The organism is Ruegeria meonggei (genome assembly GCF_042768335.1).
In the GTDB taxonomy this organism is placed as follows: domain Bacteria; phylum Pseudomonadota; class Alphaproteobacteria; order Rhodobacterales; family Rhodobacteraceae; genus Ruegeria; species Ruegeria meonggei.
Genome location: NZ_JAXHBT010000001.1, coordinates 1,554,699 through 1,573,335, shown reverse-complemented (window position 1 = coordinate 1,573,335; position 18,637 = coordinate 1,554,699). Strand labels below are relative to the sequence as shown.

Here is an 18,637-nt window from a genome sequence, read left to right as displayed (position 1 = left end):
AAAAACTTGCAGGAGCACGCAATGCCCATAGACGCCATCTTGTTCGACAAGGACGGTACACTGTTTGATTTTGCCGACACGTGGGGGGCATTTGGACGTAATGTGCTGATGCGGCTGGCCGAGGGAGACCTCAGGCGCGCAACCGAATTGGGGCATGTCATCGGGTTCGATCTGGAACAGGTCACATACTCGGCTGACAGTATTGTCGTGGCGGCGACGGCTGACGAGATCGCGGCGACCCTAGCCCCGCATGTACCTGAACTCACGCAGGCGGAACTGGTCGACCTATTGAACAGCGAGGCCGCCACTGCAGCGCAAGCACCAGCCATTCCGTTGCTGCCGTTTCTGGAGGGGTTGCGGCAGGCCGGTTTCAAGCTGGGAGTAGCCACAAATGACAGCGAAGCGCCCGCGCTGCAACATCTGGAATCGGTGGGCATCAGGGATCACTTTGATTTTGTTGCAGGCTATGACAGCGGCCATGGACACAAACCCGGTCCTGGACAACTGCTTGCATTTTCCGCCCATGTCGGGGTCGAGCCCGCGCGAGTGGCCATGGTAGGGGACAGCTTGCACGACCTGCAGGCGGGGCGTGCCGCCGGGATGACCACAATCGGTGTTCTCACCGGAGTTGCCCCGGCTGAGGCGCTTTTGCCTATGGCTGACGTTGTATTGCCGGATATCGGACATATCCCAGGCTGGTTGGCAAAAAACTGACGGCTCAGCAGCTGTTTTCGGCGGTTCGGAATCGAAAACCGACATAGGTTGTCGCAGACAGAGCGGCCAACCGCCCGGGTTCGGGGCTTGCTTGGGAAAGTGCAAGCTCCGGAGGACAAAATGGCCGACACAAAAACTCGCAGACGCCGCGGCGGAGGGCGTGCCGGTGCGGCTGAACGCAGGGGCAGTGCGGTGATCGACCAGATGCCGTGGGACCCTCCGATCAACACTGACAACCCCACCGAGCCGCTGGATGCAGCCGGGATCGAAGCGATCCACGAAGGCGCCATGCGCATTCTCGAAGAGATCGGAATCGAGTTCTACAACGAAGAAGCTATCGGTATCCTGCGCGAAGCAGGCTGTACGATTGAAGGCGACAACGTCCGTATGGGCCGGGATTTTGTGATGGAGATGGTCGGCAAGGCACCGGCCACCTTCTCGATCACTCCGCGCAACTTGGATCGCAAGATCGAGATCGGTGGCAAAAATCTGCTTTTCGGCAATGTTTCTTCGCCCCCCAATTACTGGGATATGGAGATCGGGACCAAGGTTCCAGGCAATCGCGAGATGTGCCGAAACCTGTTGAAACTGACCCAGTATTTCAACTGTATCCATTTCGCCGGGGGCTATCCGGTTGAGCCGGTGGATATCCACGCCAGCGTTCGGCATCTGGACGTTCTCTATGACAAGCTGACCCTAACGGATAAGGCGATGCACGCCTATTCTCTGGGCAAGGAGCGCGTCGAAGATGTGATGGAAATGGTCAGAATCGCCGGAGGCCTGAGTCACGAAGAGTTCGAAGAAACTCCGCGCATGTACACCAACATCAACTCGACCTCGCCGCTGAAACATGACCATCCGATGATTGATGGTTGTCTGCGTTTGGCGCGACGGGGTCAGGCGATTGTGGTGACACCGTTTACACTTGCTGGCGCGATGGCCCCGGTGACAATGGCCGGTGCTGTGGCGCAGTCCTTGGCCGAGGCGCTGTGCGCCATTGCCCTGTTCCAATATGTGCGGCCCGGGATTCCCTGCGTTATCGGCACGTTCACTTCGAATGTGGACATGAAATCCGGCGCTCCGGCCTTTGGCACGCCGGAATACATGCGCTCGACCCAGATGACGGGACAGATGGCGCGGTACTACGGCCTTCCGATGCGGTCTTCGGGTGTGTGTGCTGCAAACGTGCCTGACGGGCAATCGATCTGGGAGACGTCGAATTCCCTGTGGGCGGCAGTTCAATCCGGTACCAATATGGTTTACCACGCAGCTGGATGGTTGGAGGGCGGTTTGATCGCAAGCCCCGAGAAGTTCATCATGGATTGCGAAATACTTCAGCAAATTCAACGATATATGCAGCCTGAAATTACCGCAACCGGACCCGATGAAATCGCACTGGATGCGATCCGTTCCGTCGGGAACGAAGGCCATTTCTTTGGCATCCAGCACACGCAGGATCGTTATACCACCGCCTTCTACCAGCCCTTCCTCAGCGATTGGAAAAACTATGAAGGCTGGGATGTGGCCGGTGGCATCTGGACCGCCGAGCGTGCCCACCACATGTTCAAGGAGATCATTACCAGCTTTGAACCTCCGGCGCTGGATGAGGGTATCCGGGACGAGCTGGCCGACTTTGTAGCGCGCCGCAAATCCGAAGGCGGGGCGCCTACGGATTTCTGATATGACGTAATCAAATTACGCTTTGAGACTCGGTCATATTGTCCATATTTCACGATGCGTTTTGGCGTTTTATTAAGAATTGTCAGGCCAGATTGGCGGGGAAACCAATCTGGGGCATCTCATGCATGGTCTGATCAATCGGGCGATACAGTCTTTTGTGTGTGCGACCTACGGACAATCGTGCTGGCTGCGCGTGACCGAGGTGGCCGAGTTGGGATTCGTCGAGTTTGAGGCCATGCTCGTCTACGATGATGAAATGACGGTTCGGGTGTTGGATGCGCTTTGCGCCGACCTGAAAAGACCCCGCGCTGAAATGCTGGAAGATTTGGGAACTTATCTGGTCTCGCACCCAAAAATGGAGGACTTGCGCCGATTGCTGCGGTTCGGTGGCGTAATCTATGTTGAGTTTTTGCATTCACTGGATGATTTGTCCGACAGGGTCAGGTTGGCCGTGTCCGATCTGTGCCTGCCCGCGTTGGAACTTCGTGAAGTAACGCCGACGGAGTATCAGCTGCGTTGTTTTCCTGGCTTGCCCGGCTATTCCAGCGTCATGGTCGGTGTTTTGCGCGCGATGGCTGATGACTATGGTGCCTTGGCGATGTTGTCCCATGAGGGCCAAGAGGGAGCGGCCGAGGTCATCTCAATTGTTCTGGTGGAAAGCGCTTTTGCCGAAGGGCGGCATTTTGATCTGGGGGCGCGGAATTCATGATGGATACCGGTGATTTGGGTGCTTTGTTGGAAACGCTGTGCCCCATGTTCGTGCTTGTGGATGAGACTGGGCGCATCCAGCGCGTCGGTCCGACACTGCAAAAACTGCGCCCCGATCAGCAGATGGCAGGCAAGAGCTTTGTGGACGTGTTTAAGCTGGTGCGCCCCCGCGCAGTGAAGTCCGTGTCAGCCTTGATGTCACTGGCCGGGGCCAAACTGCACCTGAAACTTCACGACACACCAAGTACAGCGCTGAAAGGATTGATTGCACCGCTGCCACAGGGGAAGGGCGCAGTCATCAACCTGTCGTTCGGAATCTCGATCCTGGATGCGGTGCGGGATTACGCGCTGACCAGTGCCGATTTCTCGGGCACGGATTTGGCGATCGAACTGTTATATCTGGTTGAGGCCAAGTCCGCGGCGATGGAGGCCTCGAGGTCGCTGAACCTGCGGTTGCAAGGCGCCATGCTGGCTGCCGAGGAACAAGCTCTTACAGATATGCTGACCGGCCTGAAAAACCGGCGCGCAATGGATGTATTCCTTGGCCATCTGATATCCGGCAGCACCCCCTTTGCCCTGATGCATCTGGATCTGGACTACTTCAAATCCGTCAACGATAGATTTGGTCATGCGGCAGGCGATTACGTCTTGCAGCAAGCGGCGCAAATAATGATTGAGGAAACTCGAAGCGACGACACGGTCGCGCGTATCGGCGGAGATGAGTTTGTTATTATTTTCAGAGGCTTGATAGACGAAAAGGTTCTGTCGGCAGTCGCCGGGCGCCTGATTGAACGGCTGAAAAAGCCGATGGAATTCGAAAGCAATACCTGCCGGATATCAGCCAGTATCGGAACGGCCTTGTCGACACAATTCGTGTCACCCAAAGCTGCAGAGATTCTACACGCTGCGGACTTGGCTTTGTATGAGGCGAAGCGCAAGGGACGGTCCTGCCACGCCCTCTATTCAGCGTTGGCAGAGCTTGGGCAGGAAGGCACGACGACGGGGACACCCTCGGAATAGCCGCACCAGCCTCGCTGCTCACGAATTGCCTATGTGAAAGAGTTAACTTTGCCTGGCCGCCGTGGACAGAGTTGCTGCAATATGGCTTTTGATGCGAGGCAACTCACCGACCACCGGCATCACCTGACCTATAAAGCCCGCGTCGCTTAGTTCTTTCGGTACATCCTCAAGTACGTGCCCACCGGTGCAGGCAAAAAAGGGCAGGCAAAGGGCCTGACGGGTCAAACCAGTGGCGGCTTGGGCAATCGAAGGTGGCTCTTCCACAAAGCCGAGGTGAGAGGATTTGAACGTTAGATGCTGTTCCAGTACCGCTGCAAAGGCTGTTGCAACGGCAGAAGGATTGCGGCTGCGACCAGAGCCGTGGGCGGCCAGAACCAGATCAGTATTGGCGGCCTCCCATTGGTTCTCGGCCAGCACATCGCGCAGCGCATCGGCAACTAACGCGGGCAGTTGCGGGTCAACACCCAAGGGGTCGAGAATGCGTCGTTGCCGATCTCTTAGCCGGTTGGGCAGCGCGCTGGTCACAAACCAGCCTTTTGCCATAAAAAGCGGATAGATCACCGTGTCTTCGGGCAGGCGGTCCAAACATTCCTCCAGCATACCAGGGGCTGCCAAAGTTGCGGATTTAACGCTGACCCCGTGACACTGCGCGTCGACTTCGGCCGCATAAGCGGCCAGCGCAGCTTCGGCGGGGTCGGGGTCCGATGGCTGACCATGAGCGACGATAAGGGCATTGGGCATTTAAGAAATCCTGATTGGTTTCCCGATAGGTGTATCCTGACGGTCCAATGTCAATCTATGTTTGATGAATGTCAGCCCAACAGAGTCAACCAAAACAGAACCGTCAGAATGGACGCCGCCGTGCCGATCAACACGGACGACGCGGCAACCCGTTTCGCCCGCCCGTACATGTTAGCAAATATATAGGCGTTGAACCCGGGCGCCATGGCCGCGTTCAAAACACCAGACCGGAACAAATCCTGCGGTAGGCCAACAGACGACCCAAACAGCCAAACCAGGCTTGGATGCAGCATCAGGGATATGGCACAGACAAATGCGATGGCGCGCAGGTCGCCTTCGGGTTTGTATTTGACCAGCACACCGCCCAGTGCAAACAGGGCGCCGGGCAGGGCAGCCCGGGTCACAAGGCCAAGGGCCTCGTCCACGACGGCAGGCACTACGATCCCCGACAGGTTGACCACGAAACCAAGCGCGATGCCAAGGATCAGTGCGTTGCGGAACATGGCAGACAAGATGGACCGCACCATCCGGGTGCCGCCGTGGCCACGGTTTCTGATCACCTCCATCACCGTGATGCCGACGCCGTAGCAGAAAGGAGAGTGGAAGGCGATGATGGCGTAGTTTCCGGTCAGGTTTTCGGGGCCATAGGCGCGCTCGGTTATCGGCAAACCCAACAGGACGGAATTGGAGAACAGACAGCAAAACCCAATCGCGACGCAGTCCTCCCAGTCGCGTTGAAATATCAATCGCGCCCCAAAGAGGCCCGCGCAAAAGCATAGCGCGGCGGCGGTGTAAAAACTGGTCAAAAGCCGGGGATCAAAACTGGCGCTCAGGTCCAGATTGGATATCGCCAGAAACAGCAGACATGGGATCGCAAAGCCCTGCGTGAACTTCATCAACCCGTCGATATGAATTTCTTTGAAGTATCCCAGGCGGGTAGAGGCATAGCCAGCCCCGATCACCAGGAAGACCGGCAGAATAACGTCGATCAGGCTTTGCAGCATGTTATGCCCCCGTGTATTGCGCCATTGCTGGCGGCGGTATTTCGGGGCGGGCGATCAGCGGCCTAAAGGCCCTGAAGGATCACCATGCCGTCATAGGCCGGGGTGATATAGTTGTCGGTTTCCGCCTCGACCGTGGCATAATCCAGATCGATATGCATGTTGGTCAGCACTGCGCGTTTGGGTCTTAGTTGGTCGATCCATCCCAGCGTCTTTTCCAGATGCGCGTGAGTGGGATGCGGCGACCGGCGCAGAGCATCGATCACCAAACAATCCAGTCCTTCCAGCAGCGGCCAGACATCGTCATAAATCTCGGCAACATCCGGAAGGTAGACCAGCTTGCCCATCCGGAATCCCAGCGCATCGATAGTGCCGTGATTGACCCGGAACGGATGAAAGGGGATAGGTCCGCCAGGGCCGTTCACTTCGAACGGGCCGTTGATGGATTTAAGCTGCAGGATCGGCGGATAGGGTGAGCCTTCGGGTTGTACAAAGGCGTACCCGAACCGCCCCAGAAGGTCGTTTTGCGTGTCGCCATCCGCCCAGACCGGCACCCGTTCCCGCATGTTGAACACGATCATGCGCAGATCATCAAGACCGTGGACATGATCAGCATGTGAATGGGTATAGACAACACCATCCAGCCGTCCTGTGCCTGTGTCCAACAATTGGCTGCGCATGTCAGGCGAGGTGTCGATCAGAACCGAAGTTGTACCATCGGGTCCATCGCGTTCCACCAGCATCGAGCAGCGGCGACGGATGTTTCTGGGATTGTCGGGATCGCACGCGCCCCAATGCCCTCCCAGCCGAGGCACACCACCGGATGAACCGCAGCCAAGGATGGTACAACGCAATTCGGTCATGCAGCTGCCTTGTAAGCCGCAACCTTGGTGAACAACCGGTCGAAGTTAACCTGTGTCTGCGCTGCGAAATCGGCGTAGTCCAGACCGAACACCTCGGCCCCCTTGCGGGCGGTATGTGCGGTGTAGGCGGGTTCGTTGCGTTTGCCGCGATAGGGCGGCGGGGCCAGATAGGGCGCGTCGGTTTCCACCAGAATACGATCGACCGGTGCGCTTGCGAAGATATCCCGCAATTCCTGACTTTTGGGAAAAGCAGCAATACCGGACATGGACAGGTAGAACCCAAGATCCAATGCTGCCCTGGCCAGTTCTGCCGATGAGGAAAAGCAATGCATCACACAAGAATAGGGCGCGTTGCGGTGCTCTTCGGCCAGAATCCGGGCCATATCGTCATCCGCTGCGCGGGCGTGAATGATCAGAGGAAGACCGGTGCGCTGGGCGGCCTCGATATGAACGCGCAGTGATAGCTTTTGAACCGCGGCGGTGTCGGCGGTGTAATGGTAATCCAGCCCGGTTTCGCCGATGCCCACAAACTTGGGATGCTGAGACAGGGTGATCAGCTCATCAACGGTCGCCATCGGCTCGTCTGCTACACTCATGGGATGGGTGCCAGCCGCGTAGAAAACGGGTGCGTTCGCCTCTGCCATGGCGCGTATGGTGGGTTCATTGCACAGACGCGTGCAAATCGTGACCATCCGGGTCACGCCCGCCTCAGCTGCGTTAGCGATAATCTGGTCCAGTTGCCCGTCGAAATCGGGGAAGTCCAGATGGCAATGACTGTCGGTAATCTGGGGGGTGTCGCTCATCTGCTCTGACCGGCGGTTTCCTGTATCTTGAACACCGTATCTAGGACCAGAGCGGCAGGGTCAAGGTTCACTGCCTGACCATGGCGCGTGCGGGCTGTAATTGTCGCGGCAACCTCAGCCCAGCGCCGGGCTTGAAGCGGCGACGCGGACAGACGGCTGAGCGTTTCGGCCTCATTCGGGGCGGCCTCGGGCATCAGCGGTGCGCCGGTTGCACCAGTCAGGGCAAGGCGGGACAGGGCAACGTCGATCAGGGTTAGCAACAGCTCAAACCGCTCTGCCGCGCCACGTTGGGCGGCAGCTTCGGCAAGGGCCAGCGCGCGCTGGCGATCCATCCGGGGCAAGGTGCCCAGTATACTGATCAGCTCGGCGTAGATTTCCAGCCCGCCCAGATTGATCAGCCGGACCGCATCGCCCACGGATCCTGCAGCCAGGGCCGCAAGATGTTCGGCACGACCGGGCAGTTCGGCTCCGGTTTGGGCCAGTGCGGTCTGCATATCCTCGGCCCCAAGCGGCGAGAGGCGCAGGATTCTGCAGCGAGATCGGATCGTCGGCAACAGGCGGGACGGTTGGTGCGACACCAACAATAGCGTTGTGCGCGCGGGCGGTTCTTCGAGCATTTTCAACAGTGCATTGGCTGCACTGACATTCATCTCATCCGCCGAGTCGACGATCACCACACGGCGCCCACCATCTGCCGAGGACAGACCAAAGAACTTGCCCAGTTTGCGAATGTCATCAACGACGATCTCGCCGCGCAGGCGTCCCTGATCATTAACGGATCGGGTGATCGCGGCCAGTCCGGGCTCAGCCCCGGCCTGAATGCGATGAGTGACCGGATGATCGGGGGCAATCGCCAGCGTTTCGGGCGGCGGTGGGGCGCCAAACAGGCCATCTTCTTCGGCCGGAGGGGTTGCCAGCAGAAACCGCGCAATCCTCCAGGCCAAGGTTGCTTTGCCCACCCCGCGCGGTCCGGTCAGCAACCAGCCGTGATGCAGGCGCTCTGATGTATAGGCGCTCAGAAAGGCCTGTTCGGCCGCGGCTTGCCCAAAAAGTTGTCGGGTTTCACGCGGGTGCGGGGCACCGGGGGCCTGATCCGGGGAGGGTGTGTCGTCGCTCATTTCTCGTCTGTCACAAGGTTTGTTGGACGATATCTGTCACATCCCGGGCAACGCTGTCCATGTCCCGGTTACCGTCGATCACGCGAAACCGGTCAGAAAACTCATCTGCCAGAGCCAGAAACCCCGCGCGCATTTTCTGTTGCAGGTCGATGCCAAAATCCTCGAACCGCTCTTCCGATCCCTGACGTCCTTTGGCCCGCGACAGTCCCGTTTCCGGGTCCATGTCGATCAGAACAGTCAGATCGGGTTCACGTCCGATCATCAGGCTGTGCAGCTGATCGACCAGTCCGCGCAGGTCACCTCGGGACAGGCCCTGATACATGCGGGTGCTGTCGGCGAACCGGTCGCAGATCACCACTTTGCCTTCAGCCAGGGCTGGTTCGATCGTTCGTTCCAAATGATCCCGCCGCGCGGCAGTGAACAGCAAGATTTCGGTTTCAGCCGACCAGCGGTCAGGGTCGCCCTCCAGAACCAGGCTGCGAATTTCCTCGGCCCCGTCCGAACCGCCGGGTTCGCGTGTCAGAACGACCTTATGGCCCATACCGATCAGATGCTCGGCTAGCATACGTGCCTGCGAGGATTTACCTGATCCGTCAATACCTTCGAAGGTCAGAAACAACCCGGATCTTGTCACAATGCGTCCAATGGGTTGCCAATCACGTCGGTCAGGACGATGCCGCCTACGGTCATCATGCGGACCATAAATCCACCTGTTGGGACATCCTGCGCGGCGACCAGAGGCCTGCGAATCTCGGGCAGGCCTTCGGGTTTGATGACCAGTTCGGCCAGCTGCTGCCCTTTGGTAATCGGCGCGTTGACGGGGCCCTCATAGACCACTTCGGCCTCGACATTGGAGTCTCCCAGAACGGGGAACAGCAAGGACAGATCTTCTTCGGGTACCAGTCCAACGGTCTTGTTGGCCCCCATCCAGACCTGCGCTTCGGCTAGCGGCGTGTCCGGGTTGGCAACTGTCCTCTCGACAAAATTACGAAACGACCAGTTAACAACAGCCTCGGCCTCCTCTGCACGACGGGCGGTGCTGTCGAGGCCGGAGAGCACAAAGATCACCCGGCGGTCGCCCTGTTTGGCCGATCCGACAAGGCCGTAACCGGCCTCTTGCGTATGACCGGTTTTCAGCCCATCCGCGCCGATGCCCAGTTTCAAAAGCGGATTGCGGTTTCGCTTGTTTGAAGGTGCACGACCATCGAATTCAAACTCTTCTTCGGCGAAAAGAGGGTAATATTCGGGGAAATCCGTGATTAACCGGTTCGCCAGAACTGCAAGGTCATGCACGGACATCATGTGACCCGCGGCGGGCCAGCCGTTGGAATTGGCGAAGTTCGAGTTATCCATTCCGATCTGCTGGGCGCGCTGTGTCATATAGCGGGCGAATCCGGCCTCGGTCCCGTCGGGGCTCAGCGCTTCGGCGAGCACAACGCATGCGTCATTGCCCGACAATACGATGATGCCGCGCAACAAATCCTCTACCCGGACTCGGTCCTGCGTATTCAGGAACATGGTTGATCCGCCATAGCTCATGGCGTGTTCGGACACCGGTAGGGTTTCGTCCAGCGTCAGGCGGCCATCCCGCAGTGCCTCGAACGCCACATAAAGCGTCATCAGCTTTGACATCGACGCGGGCGGCAGTGGCTGATCTGCTTCCTTGGACAGAAGAACGGTTCCGGTCGTCTGGTCCATCACATAGGCCGCGCGGGCCTGAGTATCGAAAGCATGGGCAGGCAGGGCAAACAGCGCCAGGCCCAGGGTCAAAACGGATGATCGCAGTGAGGACAGCATCGGGGGCCTCCTTTGGTTTTCAGTTTTTGACGGTGAACGCGTCGGTGAATCCAAGGTCTTTGACATCGCTTTGGATTGCGTTCCGTTCAGAGCGGGTCGCAGCCGGGCCAACCAAAACGCGCCAGACCGTTTTGCCATCGCTTTCCAGTTCACGCACATCGGCGTTCAGCCCGTTTCGCTTGATCTTTTCAGCGGCACTTTTGGCATTGGCTTCAACGTTGAAGGTTCCAACCTGAACATATGGCTTGCTGATCGACCGGGGGGCCGCCGCCTGCGTCGCTGTGGCCGCTTCAACAGCGGTTGGTTCCGCCGCATCAATTGCCGCCGCTGCGCCTTCGATCGGGTCCAACGGAGTTTCCGTAATTTCGTTGGCAGGCTTCTTTTGCCACCATTTACGTTTGGCCGGTTTTTCCGTGGGCGGAGTAACCTCGGGGTCCGACAATGTCGCTGCCGGTGCGGCCTGAACAGCGGTTTCTGCAACTTCCTCAGCTGCCTCGGCTGCTGAGTCCGTCGCGGCGTCAGCTGCAACCGCAGCACCTGTTGCAGCAGCAGTTTCCTTCTTTTGCCACCATTTCCGTTTGGCCGGTTTTTCCGTGGGCGGAGTGACCTCGGGATTCGACAATGTCGCCGCCGGTGCGGCTTGAACAGCGGTTTCTGCAACTTCCTCAGCTGCTTCGGCTGCTGTGTCCGTCGCGGCGTCAGCTGCTACCGCAGCACCGGCGGCACCGGTTGCAGCAACAGTTTCCTTCTTTTGCCACCATTTCCGCTTTGCAGGCTTTTCCGTCTCAGCAGTTTCGCCGTTGGATGCGGCCGGGTCCGCTTTCGGCGTGTCCTCTGCGCTAGCGGTTTCTGTCCCGGCTGTTTCCTCGGGCGCGGGCTTTTTCTGTTCGACTTGTTTGCGACGCAGGGCGACCACTTCGACTTTTGTCGGTGCTCCCGCAAGGATGCCCAGCTTTTCGGCCGCCGCCGAAGACAACTGCAGGGCTGGACCGGGCAGGTTTCTTTCCCTGCGGAACAGGGCACCCGTCACGGTTTTATTGTTAGACGTGTTTTTGATGACCACGCGCTCTGGCTGTGTCACTTCGGGGTGTGCCACCCAGATTCCGCCCAAGGACGGGCGGCCGTCCCAAAGACCGGCTTCGGTAACCTGAAAAACCTCGGGGGCTTCCACGGACTCGCGAGAGTTGTCCGAGTACTCCGGGAACAGTTCAGTCTTTCCATCGTTCTCGGTGTCGCTGCTTTGCGCATCACCAGAAGCGCCATCTGGCGACAATGCCTCTTCGCAGCCTGCCAGAACTGCCAATGACAGGGCCAGAACCGCCAATGATCGCGGTTTTGCGCGTGTCTCACTCGCTCGCTTCATTTTGTCATCCCTTGCCTGAAAGGGTCTCGTTTCCTGAACCCCGCCGCCACTCGCCGGTTCTGTTTCGCCGGGCTGATATGGTCTTTCCGCCGAAGCATAACGCGAGCCGGGGTTCAAGGAAAGACCGCTGCGCTACCTTCGGCGAGATTTCCCTATTTGCTCTTGCCACCGTTTCAAGTTCGCCTTAGACCCGGCCCCACGCGGGGAGGTGGCAGAGTGGTCGAATGCGGCGGTCTTGAAAACCGTTGAACGTGAGAGCGTTCCCAGGGTTCGAATCCCTGTCTCCCCGCCACTCATACCCGTCTCACCTCAGTTGTGTTTTCTGACCCGGAATTGTGCCGCAATTCCCGCGAGTTGGCGCGTGCGCTTTCAATCAGAGACGGAGCAAACCGTACACTCAGAGTGCAATTTCGGCCTCAGTCTCAGTGCCGCATTTTGTCGGGGTCGCTTTGGGCTGGATTTCCCTGATAACCGACAATTTACAGGGAATTTTCGCAAAATGGACCTGTTGGCCGGCGCTCCACAAGTCAGAATTGCATGTTTTTCAGTGGCTTATGTTGCAAATTCCCTAAATATCGGAACAGGGAATTCTCTCATGCGAACAGGGAACTGTTCCACCGGATCAGGGAGGACTAGCCGCGTATCAGGGAGGTCGGATCTGGAGGTGTCAGAAGTCGAACAGGCGCTCCTGTTCGTTCCAATTAAGCGGGTGGGTAACGCTGACCAGACGCTTGAGTGTGAGTTCGGGCGGCTGGCTGCCGTCGAGAATCGCGGTCTGAATATTCGGTGAGAGAAAGGCGAGCTGGGCGCGGGTGCGGATGAATGCGCCGGGGACGCTTTCCCGATGCGCAATCTCCATCAGTTGAACCCCGGCCTTCAGATCACGGGCCCAACCATGGGCGCGGATCAGCATGGACCGGAGGTGAGGATCGGGTTGGGGCGCCATATTTCCGGCGATGACCTTGGCCTCGACGCCGCGGCGGCGCAGATCGAAGGATGCGGTGATGTGTGTGAGATCCGGGTGCAGATGGTCCGCAGCGATGCCAAGTGCGCTTGCCACAGTTTTAGGGTTCAATTCGAGGTCGATCTTTCCTCGTGCAATTTCGCCGCTGGCCAGAATATCAGCGCCGACCTGACCGCCTTGCTCTCGAAGTCGGGTTACTAAATTCGCAACTGAAGCCTGCACCGCCTCGGCTGACCCGGCCTCTGGCTGCGCCAGCACTTGGTGCGCGGTTGCTGTGTGTTGCAGATGTCCGACGATGACATCAGTGACCGCGTTTTCCAGCGCCGGGCCGGGCAATCGCCATCCAGAGATATCCTTGCCACCCGAGATCAGTCTGTTGGAGACGTAATAGCGCAATCGTCGGCCTTTGCGCGTGGTGTGGGTTGGCGTCAACCTGTCACCAGTTTCGTCCTGCATCAAACCGGTGAGCCAGGCGCCGGGGTCATTGGAGCGTTGGCGCGCATCGGAGCCGCCGCGTACCCGGGAGCGGTTCGATGCCTGTCGCATTTTCTCCTGTACCCGGTCCCAGACGTCCTGATCGATGATCGCCGGGTGTTGTCCGTCCCAGATCTTAACCTTATGGCGGATTTTGCCGAGATAGACCGGGTTGCGCAGCAGGTAATAGATCTGGCCACGTGACAGCGGACAATCCCCTTTCACACTGCCATCTGTCCGAATAACCCGTTTTGACCGCAGCCCTTCTGCCGTTGCCCGTTCTTCTACTTTGCGCAGGCACCCCAACTTGTCATAGAGACTAAAGAGATGCCGGACCGTTCTGGCCTCCTCTTCATTTGCCACCAGCGTTCTTGCCTTCGGATCCGGGTGGCGGTCATAGCCCAGGGGCAGATTGCCACCCATCCAAAGCCCCTTTTTCTTCGACGCAGCAATCTTGTCGCGAATGCGTTCGGCAGTGACTTCCCGTTCAAACTGAGCAAAGGACAATAGCACATTGAGGGTCAACCGGCCCATGGACGAAGAGGTATTGAAGGCCTGCGTGACGGACACAAACGAACAGTTCGCCTGTTCCAGCCGTTCGACCAGCTTGGAGAAGTCGGCAAGCGATCGGGTCAGCCGGTCGATCTTGTAGACCACAACCATTTCGATACGCCCTGCATCAATCTCTTCAAGAAGGCGTTGCAGGGCGGGGCGCTCAAGGGTGCCGCCCGACAGGCCACCGTCATCGTAACGCTCGTCCAACAGGGTCCAGCCTTCATGTCGCTGGCTGGCGACATAGGCCGCGCAGGCCTCATATTGCGCATCCAGCGAATTGAAGTCCTGATCCAGACCATCTTCTGAGGACTTGCGCGTATAGATGGCGCACCGGATTTTACGGCGCGCGCTCATTTGGCCCCCTTGCCGTTGAGTCCGAAGAAACGCGGCCCCGACCAGTGCGCACCGGTAATTTCTCGGGCGATGGCCGAGAGCGAGCGATAGGGCCGACCGTTCCAGGTAAATCCATCCCCTGTCACATCGACCATATGGGTCACGCCATTCCACTCGCGCAGCAGGCGCCCGCCGGGTTTAAGGGCGGGGCGGGAAGGCTGGGGCTTCTTCTCAGATCCCTTTTCCAGCTTGGCTTTGACCTGTCGAGACAGCCCGCCATGACGGCGGGATTGCATCTCAAAGGCGATAAAACGGCGCAGGAAGGGTTGGCTGAGCATGGCGGGTGCGGGTTGATTAAACAGTTGCTGCCAAAGCGTGACCAGATCCGATCGACCCATGGCGGCGAGATCGGCGACATCACTAGTCTTCGTCATGACTCTTCTCCTGTTCCCACCGTCAGGTGATAGGTGGAAGAACCATCTGGTTTATCGGATGTCCGTCGTTCAATCATGACGTCTTTCTTCCGTAGCCCACTCAATGCCGCTCTGACCGAATGAGGCTGCCAGCCAGTTGCTTTGCAAAGCGCCGCCAGGCTGGCACCACTTGGTCTGCGCAACAATTGTTGCACCTTGTCAATCTTGGTTTGCTTTGGCTTGAACATGTAGAATCTCCTCTGAATTGGGGCAGGTGGAATACCATGCCCGGTACCGAGGAGCGCCCGAATGGCTCGGGCGTGGGTTCAGTGATGCGTGGATTGCAACAACAGTCCAGCTCTTTCTGGGGCGATCTCTGGAAGGGCTTAGTCTGCGGGGCTCTGCTGCCGTACCACCGATTATTCGTCAACAATCTTAATTGGTTACGACTTGGTTACTTTTTGATTTGGGGTTGCAATTGCAAATCCCCGCGCATAAATTCTAGCCAGCCCTGCAAGGGACAAGGTCCCACGGGGAGGTGAATACATCTCCCAGGCAGCATTCGGTGCCGCATTTTTTGAAGCGGATAAGACCGAGAGCATTCGAAGGGGCAACGAACCGGATCGATTGGTCCGGAGAGTTGCTGGTCGTGCTCTCTCCGAATTCCCAACACGATCCTTTCTTGTCGACGCCAAAGAGCGTCAAATGAAAGGAGGCGGCTATGTCTGCCAAGAAATCACGCAGCGACGTCCAGGCGTCCAACACGCCGATCTGGATGGCCGAAAAAGTCATTCAATCTCAGATCAGCCAGATCAAGCCCTACGCCAACAACAACCGCGTGCACGCGGCCAAGAATATTGACAAGCTGAAAGCTTCGGTGGCCCAGTTTGGGTTCGTCACCCCGATCCTGTTGGATGGTTCGGGCACAATCATCGCGGGTCATGGCCGCTATGAGGCCGCTAAGGCCCTGGGGTTGATTTCCGTGCCGACTGTTGTCGCGGATCACTTGTCAGAAGCGGAAGTGCGCGCTCTGCGCATTGCGGATAACAAGCTGGCGGAATTGTCCGACTGGAACGAAGCTGCTCTGCAGATCGAGTTTGCAGAGCTGATGGACCTCAGCCTTGATGGTGAACTGGACTTCAGTCTCGACATCACCGGGTTTGAGACACCGGAGATTGACATCATCATCGATGGTGCGGGCGAGGTTACAGAGACTGAAGCGGAAACTGTTGAGACACCGGACCCGGCAACGCCGGCAATCACCCAGCCGGGCGATCTCTGGGTTCTCGGAGATCACCGCATCTTCTGCGGGGATGCCTTGCACGCCCAGAGCTACGACACCTTGTTGGATGGCGAGAGCCCGCAGATGGTCTTTACCGATCCGCCTTACAACGTGCCGGTCAATGGGCATGTCCGCTGTGGCACCGGTGGCAATCATCGCGAGTTTGCCATGGCGTCAGGAGAAATGTCTGACAGTGAGTTCCGTGGCTTTCTCTCTGACGTGATCAACCGGCTGTTTCACTGCTTGCCGGACGGAGGCATCGCGATGATCTGCATGGACTGGCGTCACATAGAAGAACTGATTGCGGCGGGAAAGATCGGCGGTTTTGACCTCATCAACCTCTGCGTCTGGAATAAGACCAATGGGGGGATGGGCAGCCTCTACCGCTCCAAGCACGAGCTGGTTGCGATCTTCAAGAAGCCGGGGATGCCGCATACCAACAATGTCGAATTGGGCAAACATGGGCGCAACCGGACCAATGTCTGGGATTATGCGGGTGTGAACAGCTTTGGGTCAGGACGCGAAGCGGATCTCGCTGATCATCCCACGGTGAAGCCGACAGCTTTGGTGGCAGATGCCATCATGGATGTAAGTCATCGCGGCGATGTCGTGCTGGACGTCTTTGGCGGGTCCGGCGCGACCTTGCTGGCAGCTGAGAAAACCGGGCGCCGGGCGCGGCTCATTGAGCTCGACCCGGCCTATGTCGATGTCGCCATCCGCCGTTGGCAGGAGATGACTGGTGAGAGCGCTGTGCACGCGGTCACAGGCCAGACGTTTGATGCGCATTCTGCAGCAACCGATGCCACCTCAGAGCTGGAGGCGGATCATGTCTGACGATACGAAAGAGTATGAGGTGGGCTACGGCAAACCGCCCAAAACAACCCAATTCAAGAAAGGCTGCTCCGGCAATCCGAAAGGGCGGCCGAAAGGTGCTAAGGGCGTGAATGCCAGTTTGAAACGCGAACTGGAAGCCAAGATCACCGTCCGCGAAGGCAACCACGAAACTCGGATTTCCAAGGCGGAGGCAATTGCCAAGCGATTTACGGCCGGTGCGTTGAAGGGCGACACGAAATTGCTGATGGCGCTTCTCAAGCTTGATGCTGATCTGTTCGGCGGGACAGATGATGGGAGCGAACAGGCTAGCGCTGCTTTGAAAGGACCGGAGACAGTTGATTATGACATCCTCCGGGATTTCTTTTCCAGCCAACAGGATGGTGATGGTGATCCCGAAGATGACGAGGTGGAAGATGACGGCTCCTGATCCCAAAATGGTCTTGCAAGCCGCACGCGAGGTTTGCCGGGACAATTTCTTTCCTTTCGTGTGGCGTGTGTTTGACACGCTGCACCAAGGGACTGACCGTAGCTTTGATCCGGCCTGGCATGTGCGTGCCATGTGCCATGAGTTGGATAACGTTCGCGTCGGCGAGAACAAGCGGTTGATCATCAACATTCCGCCCCGGTGCCTGAAATCGGTCACCGTGGCCGTTGCCTATGTCGCGTATCTTCTGGGGCATAACCCCAGCGCCAAGATTATTGTTGCCAGCTACGGGCTGGATCTGGCGCGCAAGCATTCCGAAGATTGTCGTCGGATCATGTCCGCGCGCTGGTACCGGGAAATGTTCCCTGAAACGGTTTTGGCCAAAAAGGGCAACACCTCAGAAGAAATCCGCACCACAAGGGGTGGCAGTCGCAAGGCTGTCTCCATCGGTAGTTCTGTTACTGGCCATGGTGCCGATTACATCATCATCGATGACCTGCTGAAAGCTGGTGATGCGGGTTCCGAAGCCGAGCTGGTCAAGGCACAGGAATTCATTGAGGGGACCTTGCTGTCGCGCTTCGACAACCCGGCCGAAGGGCGTGTGGTTATGGTTGCACAACGGTTGCACGAGATGGATCCGCCGGGTTATCTGCTTGAACGCGGTACCTATCGGCACCTGAATCTGCCTGCCATCGCCGAAGACCATGAGACGGTGCCTCTTGGGCGTGGAAGGGTTATGCACCGCAAACCGGGTGATCTCCTTTGTCCGTCGCGCCTGGATCAGCAAACGCTGGATACCAAGCGTCGCGAAATGGGCGCAGCTGTGTTCAATTGCCAGTATCAGCAGAACCCGATTGCACCAGACGGATCGCCGCTGCGCTGGGAGTGGTTCGGCACCTATGAGACCGTCGAAGATCGTCGCTGGTTCCAACTGGTTGTTCAAAGCTGGGATACGGGTATGTCTGCGGATCCCCGATCCGACTTCTCGGCCTGTACGACCTGGGGGTTCCGAGAAAACGCATGGTACCTGCTTGACGTCTGGCGAGGGCAGGTGGACTACACAGACCTGAAGTCCAAGGCATTGAATCTTGTCAACCGCTGGGATCCCGACCGCGTTCTAATCGAAGATGCGGCAAGCGGAAAACCACTCTTTGACGAGTTGTTTTTTGACGATCGCCGGCGGTACGAACGCATTAAGCCTGACAAAGATAAGGAAACCCGGTTCCAGTCAGCTTGTGCACCGGTAGAAGAGGGCAAGGTAAAGTTGCCAATTGATGCGCCCTGGCTGGCGGCATTCAAACGGGAGCTGCAATCCTTTCCGCGTGGGCGGAATGATGATCAGGTCGACAGCGTCTCGCAATTCCTGAACTGGTCCAAAGGTCTGGGCTTCTACCGGGCCCTTGGTCGCGATCACCAGATCAACATCGAACGACGGGAGCGCAGCCGTGAGCGGGTCAGACGGCGGTAGTTATATGAGCCAGACCAGGGACGGGGCAGGGTTCGCTTGGGTGACACCTGATGCACCTGCTGCGTCCGTTCGACATCGAAAT

General features: G+C 58.0%; 18 protein-coding genes and 1 tRNA gene. 8 read left to right on the top strand and 11 right to left on the bottom strand.

Annotated features, from left to right (window positions below):
* Nucleotides 1-21 precede the first annotated feature (21 nt).
* From SJY13_RS07695 to SJY13_RS07680, 4 genes are all read left to right on the top strand, one after another.
* Nucleotides 22-714, top strand: a complete 693-nt coding sequence (locus SJY13_RS07695; RefSeq protein WP_377189794.1) for an HAD family hydrolase — start codon at nucleotides 22-24, stop codon at nucleotides 712-714.
* A gap of 120 nt (nucleotides 715-834) precedes the next feature.
* A complete protein-coding gene (locus SJY13_RS07690; RefSeq protein WP_377189791.1) occupies nucleotides 835-2,394 on the top strand; it encodes a trimethylamine methyltransferase family protein in 1,560 nt (519 codons plus the stop codon).
* Between the two features lie 121 nt (nucleotides 2,395-2,515).
* A complete protein-coding gene (locus SJY13_RS07685; protein WP_377189788.1) occupies nucleotides 2,516-3,103 on the top strand; it encodes a heme NO-binding domain-containing protein in 588 nt (195 codons plus the stop codon).
* On the top strand, nucleotides 3,100-4,122 hold the full coding sequence (locus SJY13_RS07680; protein ID WP_377189785.1) for a GGDEF domain-containing protein: 1,023 nt from the start codon (nucleotides 3,100-3,102) through the stop codon (nucleotides 4,120-4,122). The genes SJY13_RS07685 and SJY13_RS07680 overlap by 4 nt, the downstream gene beginning before the upstream one ends.
* Nucleotides 4,123-4,164: 42 nt before the next feature.
* On the opposite strand, the gene SJY13_RS07675 is transcribed toward SJY13_RS07680, so the two are convergent.
* The 8 genes from SJY13_RS07675 to SJY13_RS07640 form a co-directional block, all read right to left on the bottom strand.
* Nucleotides 4,165-4,863 carry a CbiX/SirB N-terminal domain-containing protein gene (locus tag SJY13_RS07675; protein WP_377189782.1) on the bottom strand — a complete coding sequence of 233 codons (699 nt, stop codon included), beginning with the start codon at nucleotides 4,861-4,863 and terminating at the stop codon, nucleotides 4,165-4,167.
* Nucleotides 4,864-4,934: 71 nt separating this feature from the next.
* Entirely contained in the window at nucleotides 4,935-5,867 is a 933-nt protein-coding gene (locus SJY13_RS07670; RefSeq protein ID WP_377189779.1) for an AEC family transporter, read from the bottom strand.
* Between the two features lie 62 nt (nucleotides 5,868-5,929).
* Nucleotides 5,930-6,727, bottom strand: coding sequence for an MBL fold metallo-hydrolase (locus SJY13_RS07665; protein ID WP_377189776.1), 798 nt, complete (start codon nucleotides 6,725-6,727; stop codon nucleotides 5,930-5,932).
* Nucleotides 6,724-7,530 (bottom strand): TatD family hydrolase, encoded by an 807-nt coding sequence (locus SJY13_RS07660; RefSeq protein WP_377189773.1) that lies wholly within the window; start codon nucleotides 7,528-7,530, stop codon nucleotides 6,724-6,726. The genes SJY13_RS07665 and SJY13_RS07660 overlap by 4 nt, the downstream gene beginning before the upstream one ends.
* Entirely contained in the window at nucleotides 7,527-8,648 is a 1,122-nt protein-coding gene (locus SJY13_RS07655; protein WP_377189770.1) for a DNA polymerase III subunit delta', read from the bottom strand. Before SJY13_RS07655 ends, SJY13_RS07660 begins: the two co-directional genes overlap by 4 nt.
* A gap of 10 nt (nucleotides 8,649-8,658) precedes the next feature.
* The gene (gene tmk / locus SJY13_RS07650) at nucleotides 8,659-9,282 is read right to left on the bottom strand and encodes a dTMP kinase (protein ID WP_377189767.1); all 624 of its coding nucleotides are present in this window, start codon (nucleotides 9,280-9,282) and stop codon (nucleotides 8,659-8,661) included.
* On the bottom strand, nucleotides 9,279-10,445 hold the full coding sequence (locus tag SJY13_RS07645; protein ID WP_085821111.1) for a D-alanyl-D-alanine carboxypeptidase family protein: 1,167 nt from the start codon (nucleotides 10,443-10,445) through the stop codon (nucleotides 9,279-9,281). Before SJY13_RS07645 ends, tmk begins: the two co-directional genes overlap by 4 nt.
* 19 nt (nucleotides 10,446-10,464) lie before the next feature.
* On the bottom strand, nucleotides 10,465-11,808 hold the full coding sequence (locus SJY13_RS07640) for an SPOR domain-containing protein (RefSeq protein WP_377189763.1): 1,344 nt from the start codon (nucleotides 11,806-11,808) through the stop codon (nucleotides 10,465-10,467).
* A gap of 202 nt (nucleotides 11,809-12,010) precedes the next feature.
* Here SJY13_RS07640 and SJY13_RS07635 point away from each other — a divergent pair.
* Nucleotides 12,011-12,100, top strand: a tRNA-Ser gene (locus tag SJY13_RS07635).
* Between the two features lie 375 nt (nucleotides 12,101-12,475).
* Here SJY13_RS07635 and SJY13_RS07630 read toward each other — a convergent pair.
* The 3 genes from SJY13_RS07630 to SJY13_RS07620 are packed head-to-tail and all read right to left on the bottom strand — an operon-like array spanning nucleotide 12,476 to nucleotide 14,795.
* Nucleotides 12,476-14,155: a recombinase family protein gene (locus SJY13_RS07630; RefSeq protein ID WP_377189759.1), complete on the bottom strand. Its 1,680-nt coding sequence runs from the start codon at nucleotides 14,153-14,155 to the stop codon at nucleotides 12,476-12,478.
* Nucleotides 14,152-14,568, bottom strand: a complete 417-nt coding sequence (locus SJY13_RS07625) for a DUF2924 domain-containing protein (RefSeq protein ID WP_377189756.1) — start codon at nucleotides 14,566-14,568, stop codon at nucleotides 14,152-14,154. The genes SJY13_RS07630 and SJY13_RS07625 overlap by 4 nt, the downstream gene beginning before the upstream one ends.
* On the bottom strand, nucleotides 14,565-14,795 hold the full coding sequence (locus SJY13_RS07620) for a DUF3489 domain-containing protein (protein ID WP_377189753.1): 231 nt from the start codon (nucleotides 14,793-14,795) through the stop codon (nucleotides 14,565-14,567). The genes SJY13_RS07625 and SJY13_RS07620 overlap by 4 nt, the downstream gene beginning before the upstream one ends.
* Nucleotides 14,796-15,268: 473 nt before the next feature.
* Here SJY13_RS07620 and SJY13_RS07615 point away from each other — a divergent pair, with 473 nt between their 5' ends.
* From SJY13_RS07615 to terL, 3 genes are read left to right on the top strand one after another with little or no spacing between them, the layout of a single operon-like run.
* Entirely contained in the window at nucleotides 15,269-16,663 is a 1,395-nt protein-coding gene (locus tag SJY13_RS07615; RefSeq protein WP_377189750.1) for a site-specific DNA-methyltransferase, read from the top strand.
* A complete protein-coding gene (locus SJY13_RS07610; RefSeq protein ID WP_377189747.1) occupies nucleotides 16,656-17,090 on the top strand; it encodes a DUF5681 domain-containing protein in 435 nt (144 codons plus the stop codon). The genes SJY13_RS07615 and SJY13_RS07610 overlap by 8 nt, the downstream gene beginning before the upstream one ends.
* Entirely contained in the window at nucleotides 17,077-18,555 is a 1,479-nt protein-coding gene (terL, locus tag SJY13_RS07605; protein WP_377189744.1) for a phage terminase large subunit, read from the top strand. Before SJY13_RS07610 ends, terL begins: the two co-directional genes overlap by 14 nt.
* Nucleotides 18,556-18,637: the final 82 nt, after the last annotated feature.

What these genes read in the sequence shown, in the direction of transcription:
- SJY13_RS07680 (WP_377189785.1), top strand. Translation starts at nt 3,100, where the DNA reads ATGATGGATACCGGTGATTTGGGTGCTTTGTTGGAAACGCTGTGCCCC.
- SJY13_RS07620 (WP_377189753.1), bottom strand. Translation starts at nt 14,795, where the DNA reads ATGTTCAAGCCAAAGCAAACCAAGATTGACAAGGTGCAACAATTGTTG.
- SJY13_RS07645 (WP_085821111.1), bottom strand. Translation starts at nt 10,445, where the DNA reads ATGCTGTCCTCACTGCGATCATCCGTTTTGACCCTGGGCCTGGCGCTG.
- SJY13_RS07685 (WP_377189788.1), top strand. Translation starts at nt 2,516, where the DNA reads ATGCATGGTCTGATCAATCGGGCGATACAGTCTTTTGTGTGTGCGACC.
- SJY13_RS07695 (WP_377189794.1), top strand. Translation starts at nt 22, where the DNA reads ATGCCCATAGACGCCATCTTGTTCGACAAGGACGGTACACTGTTTGAT.
- SJY13_RS07610 (WP_377189747.1), top strand. Translation starts at nt 16,656, where the DNA reads ATGTCTGACGATACGAAAGAGTATGAGGTGGGCTACGGCAAACCGCCC.
- SJY13_RS07660 (WP_377189773.1), bottom strand. Translation starts at nt 7,530, where the DNA reads ATGAGCGACACCCCCCAGATTACCGACAGTCATTGCCATCTGGACTTC.
- SJY13_RS07690 (WP_377189791.1), top strand. Translation starts at nt 835, where the DNA reads ATGGCCGACACAAAAACTCGCAGACGCCGCGGCGGAGGGCGTGCCGGT.
- SJY13_RS07675 (WP_377189782.1), bottom strand. Translation starts at nt 4,863, where the DNA reads ATGCCCAATGCCCTTATCGTCGCTCATGGTCAGCCATCGGACCCCGAC.
- terL (WP_377189744.1), top strand. Translation starts at nt 17,077, where the DNA reads ATGACGGCTCCTGATCCCAAAATGGTCTTGCAAGCCGCACGCGAGGTT.
- SJY13_RS07625 (WP_377189756.1), bottom strand. Translation starts at nt 14,568, where the DNA reads ATGACGAAGACTAGTGATGTCGCCGATCTCGCCGCCATGGGTCGATCG.
- SJY13_RS07665 (WP_377189776.1), bottom strand. Translation starts at nt 6,727, where the DNA reads ATGACCGAATTGCGTTGTACCATCCTTGGCTGCGGTTCATCCGGTGGT.
- SJY13_RS07630 (WP_377189759.1), bottom strand. Translation starts at nt 14,155, where the DNA reads ATGAGCGCGCGCCGTAAAATCCGGTGCGCCATCTATACGCGCAAGTCC.
- SJY13_RS07670 (WP_377189779.1), bottom strand. Translation starts at nt 5,867, where the DNA reads ATGCTGCAAAGCCTGATCGACGTTATTCTGCCGGTCTTCCTGGTGATC.
- SJY13_RS07640 (WP_377189763.1), bottom strand. Translation starts at nt 11,808, where the DNA reads ATGAAGCGAGCGAGTGAGACACGCGCAAAACCGCGATCATTGGCGGTT.
- SJY13_RS07655 (WP_377189770.1), bottom strand. Translation starts at nt 8,648, where the DNA reads ATGAGCGACGACACACCCTCCCCGGATCAGGCCCCCGGTGCCCCGCAC.
- SJY13_RS07615 (WP_377189750.1), top strand. Translation starts at nt 15,269, where the DNA reads ATGTCTGCCAAGAAATCACGCAGCGACGTCCAGGCGTCCAACACGCCG.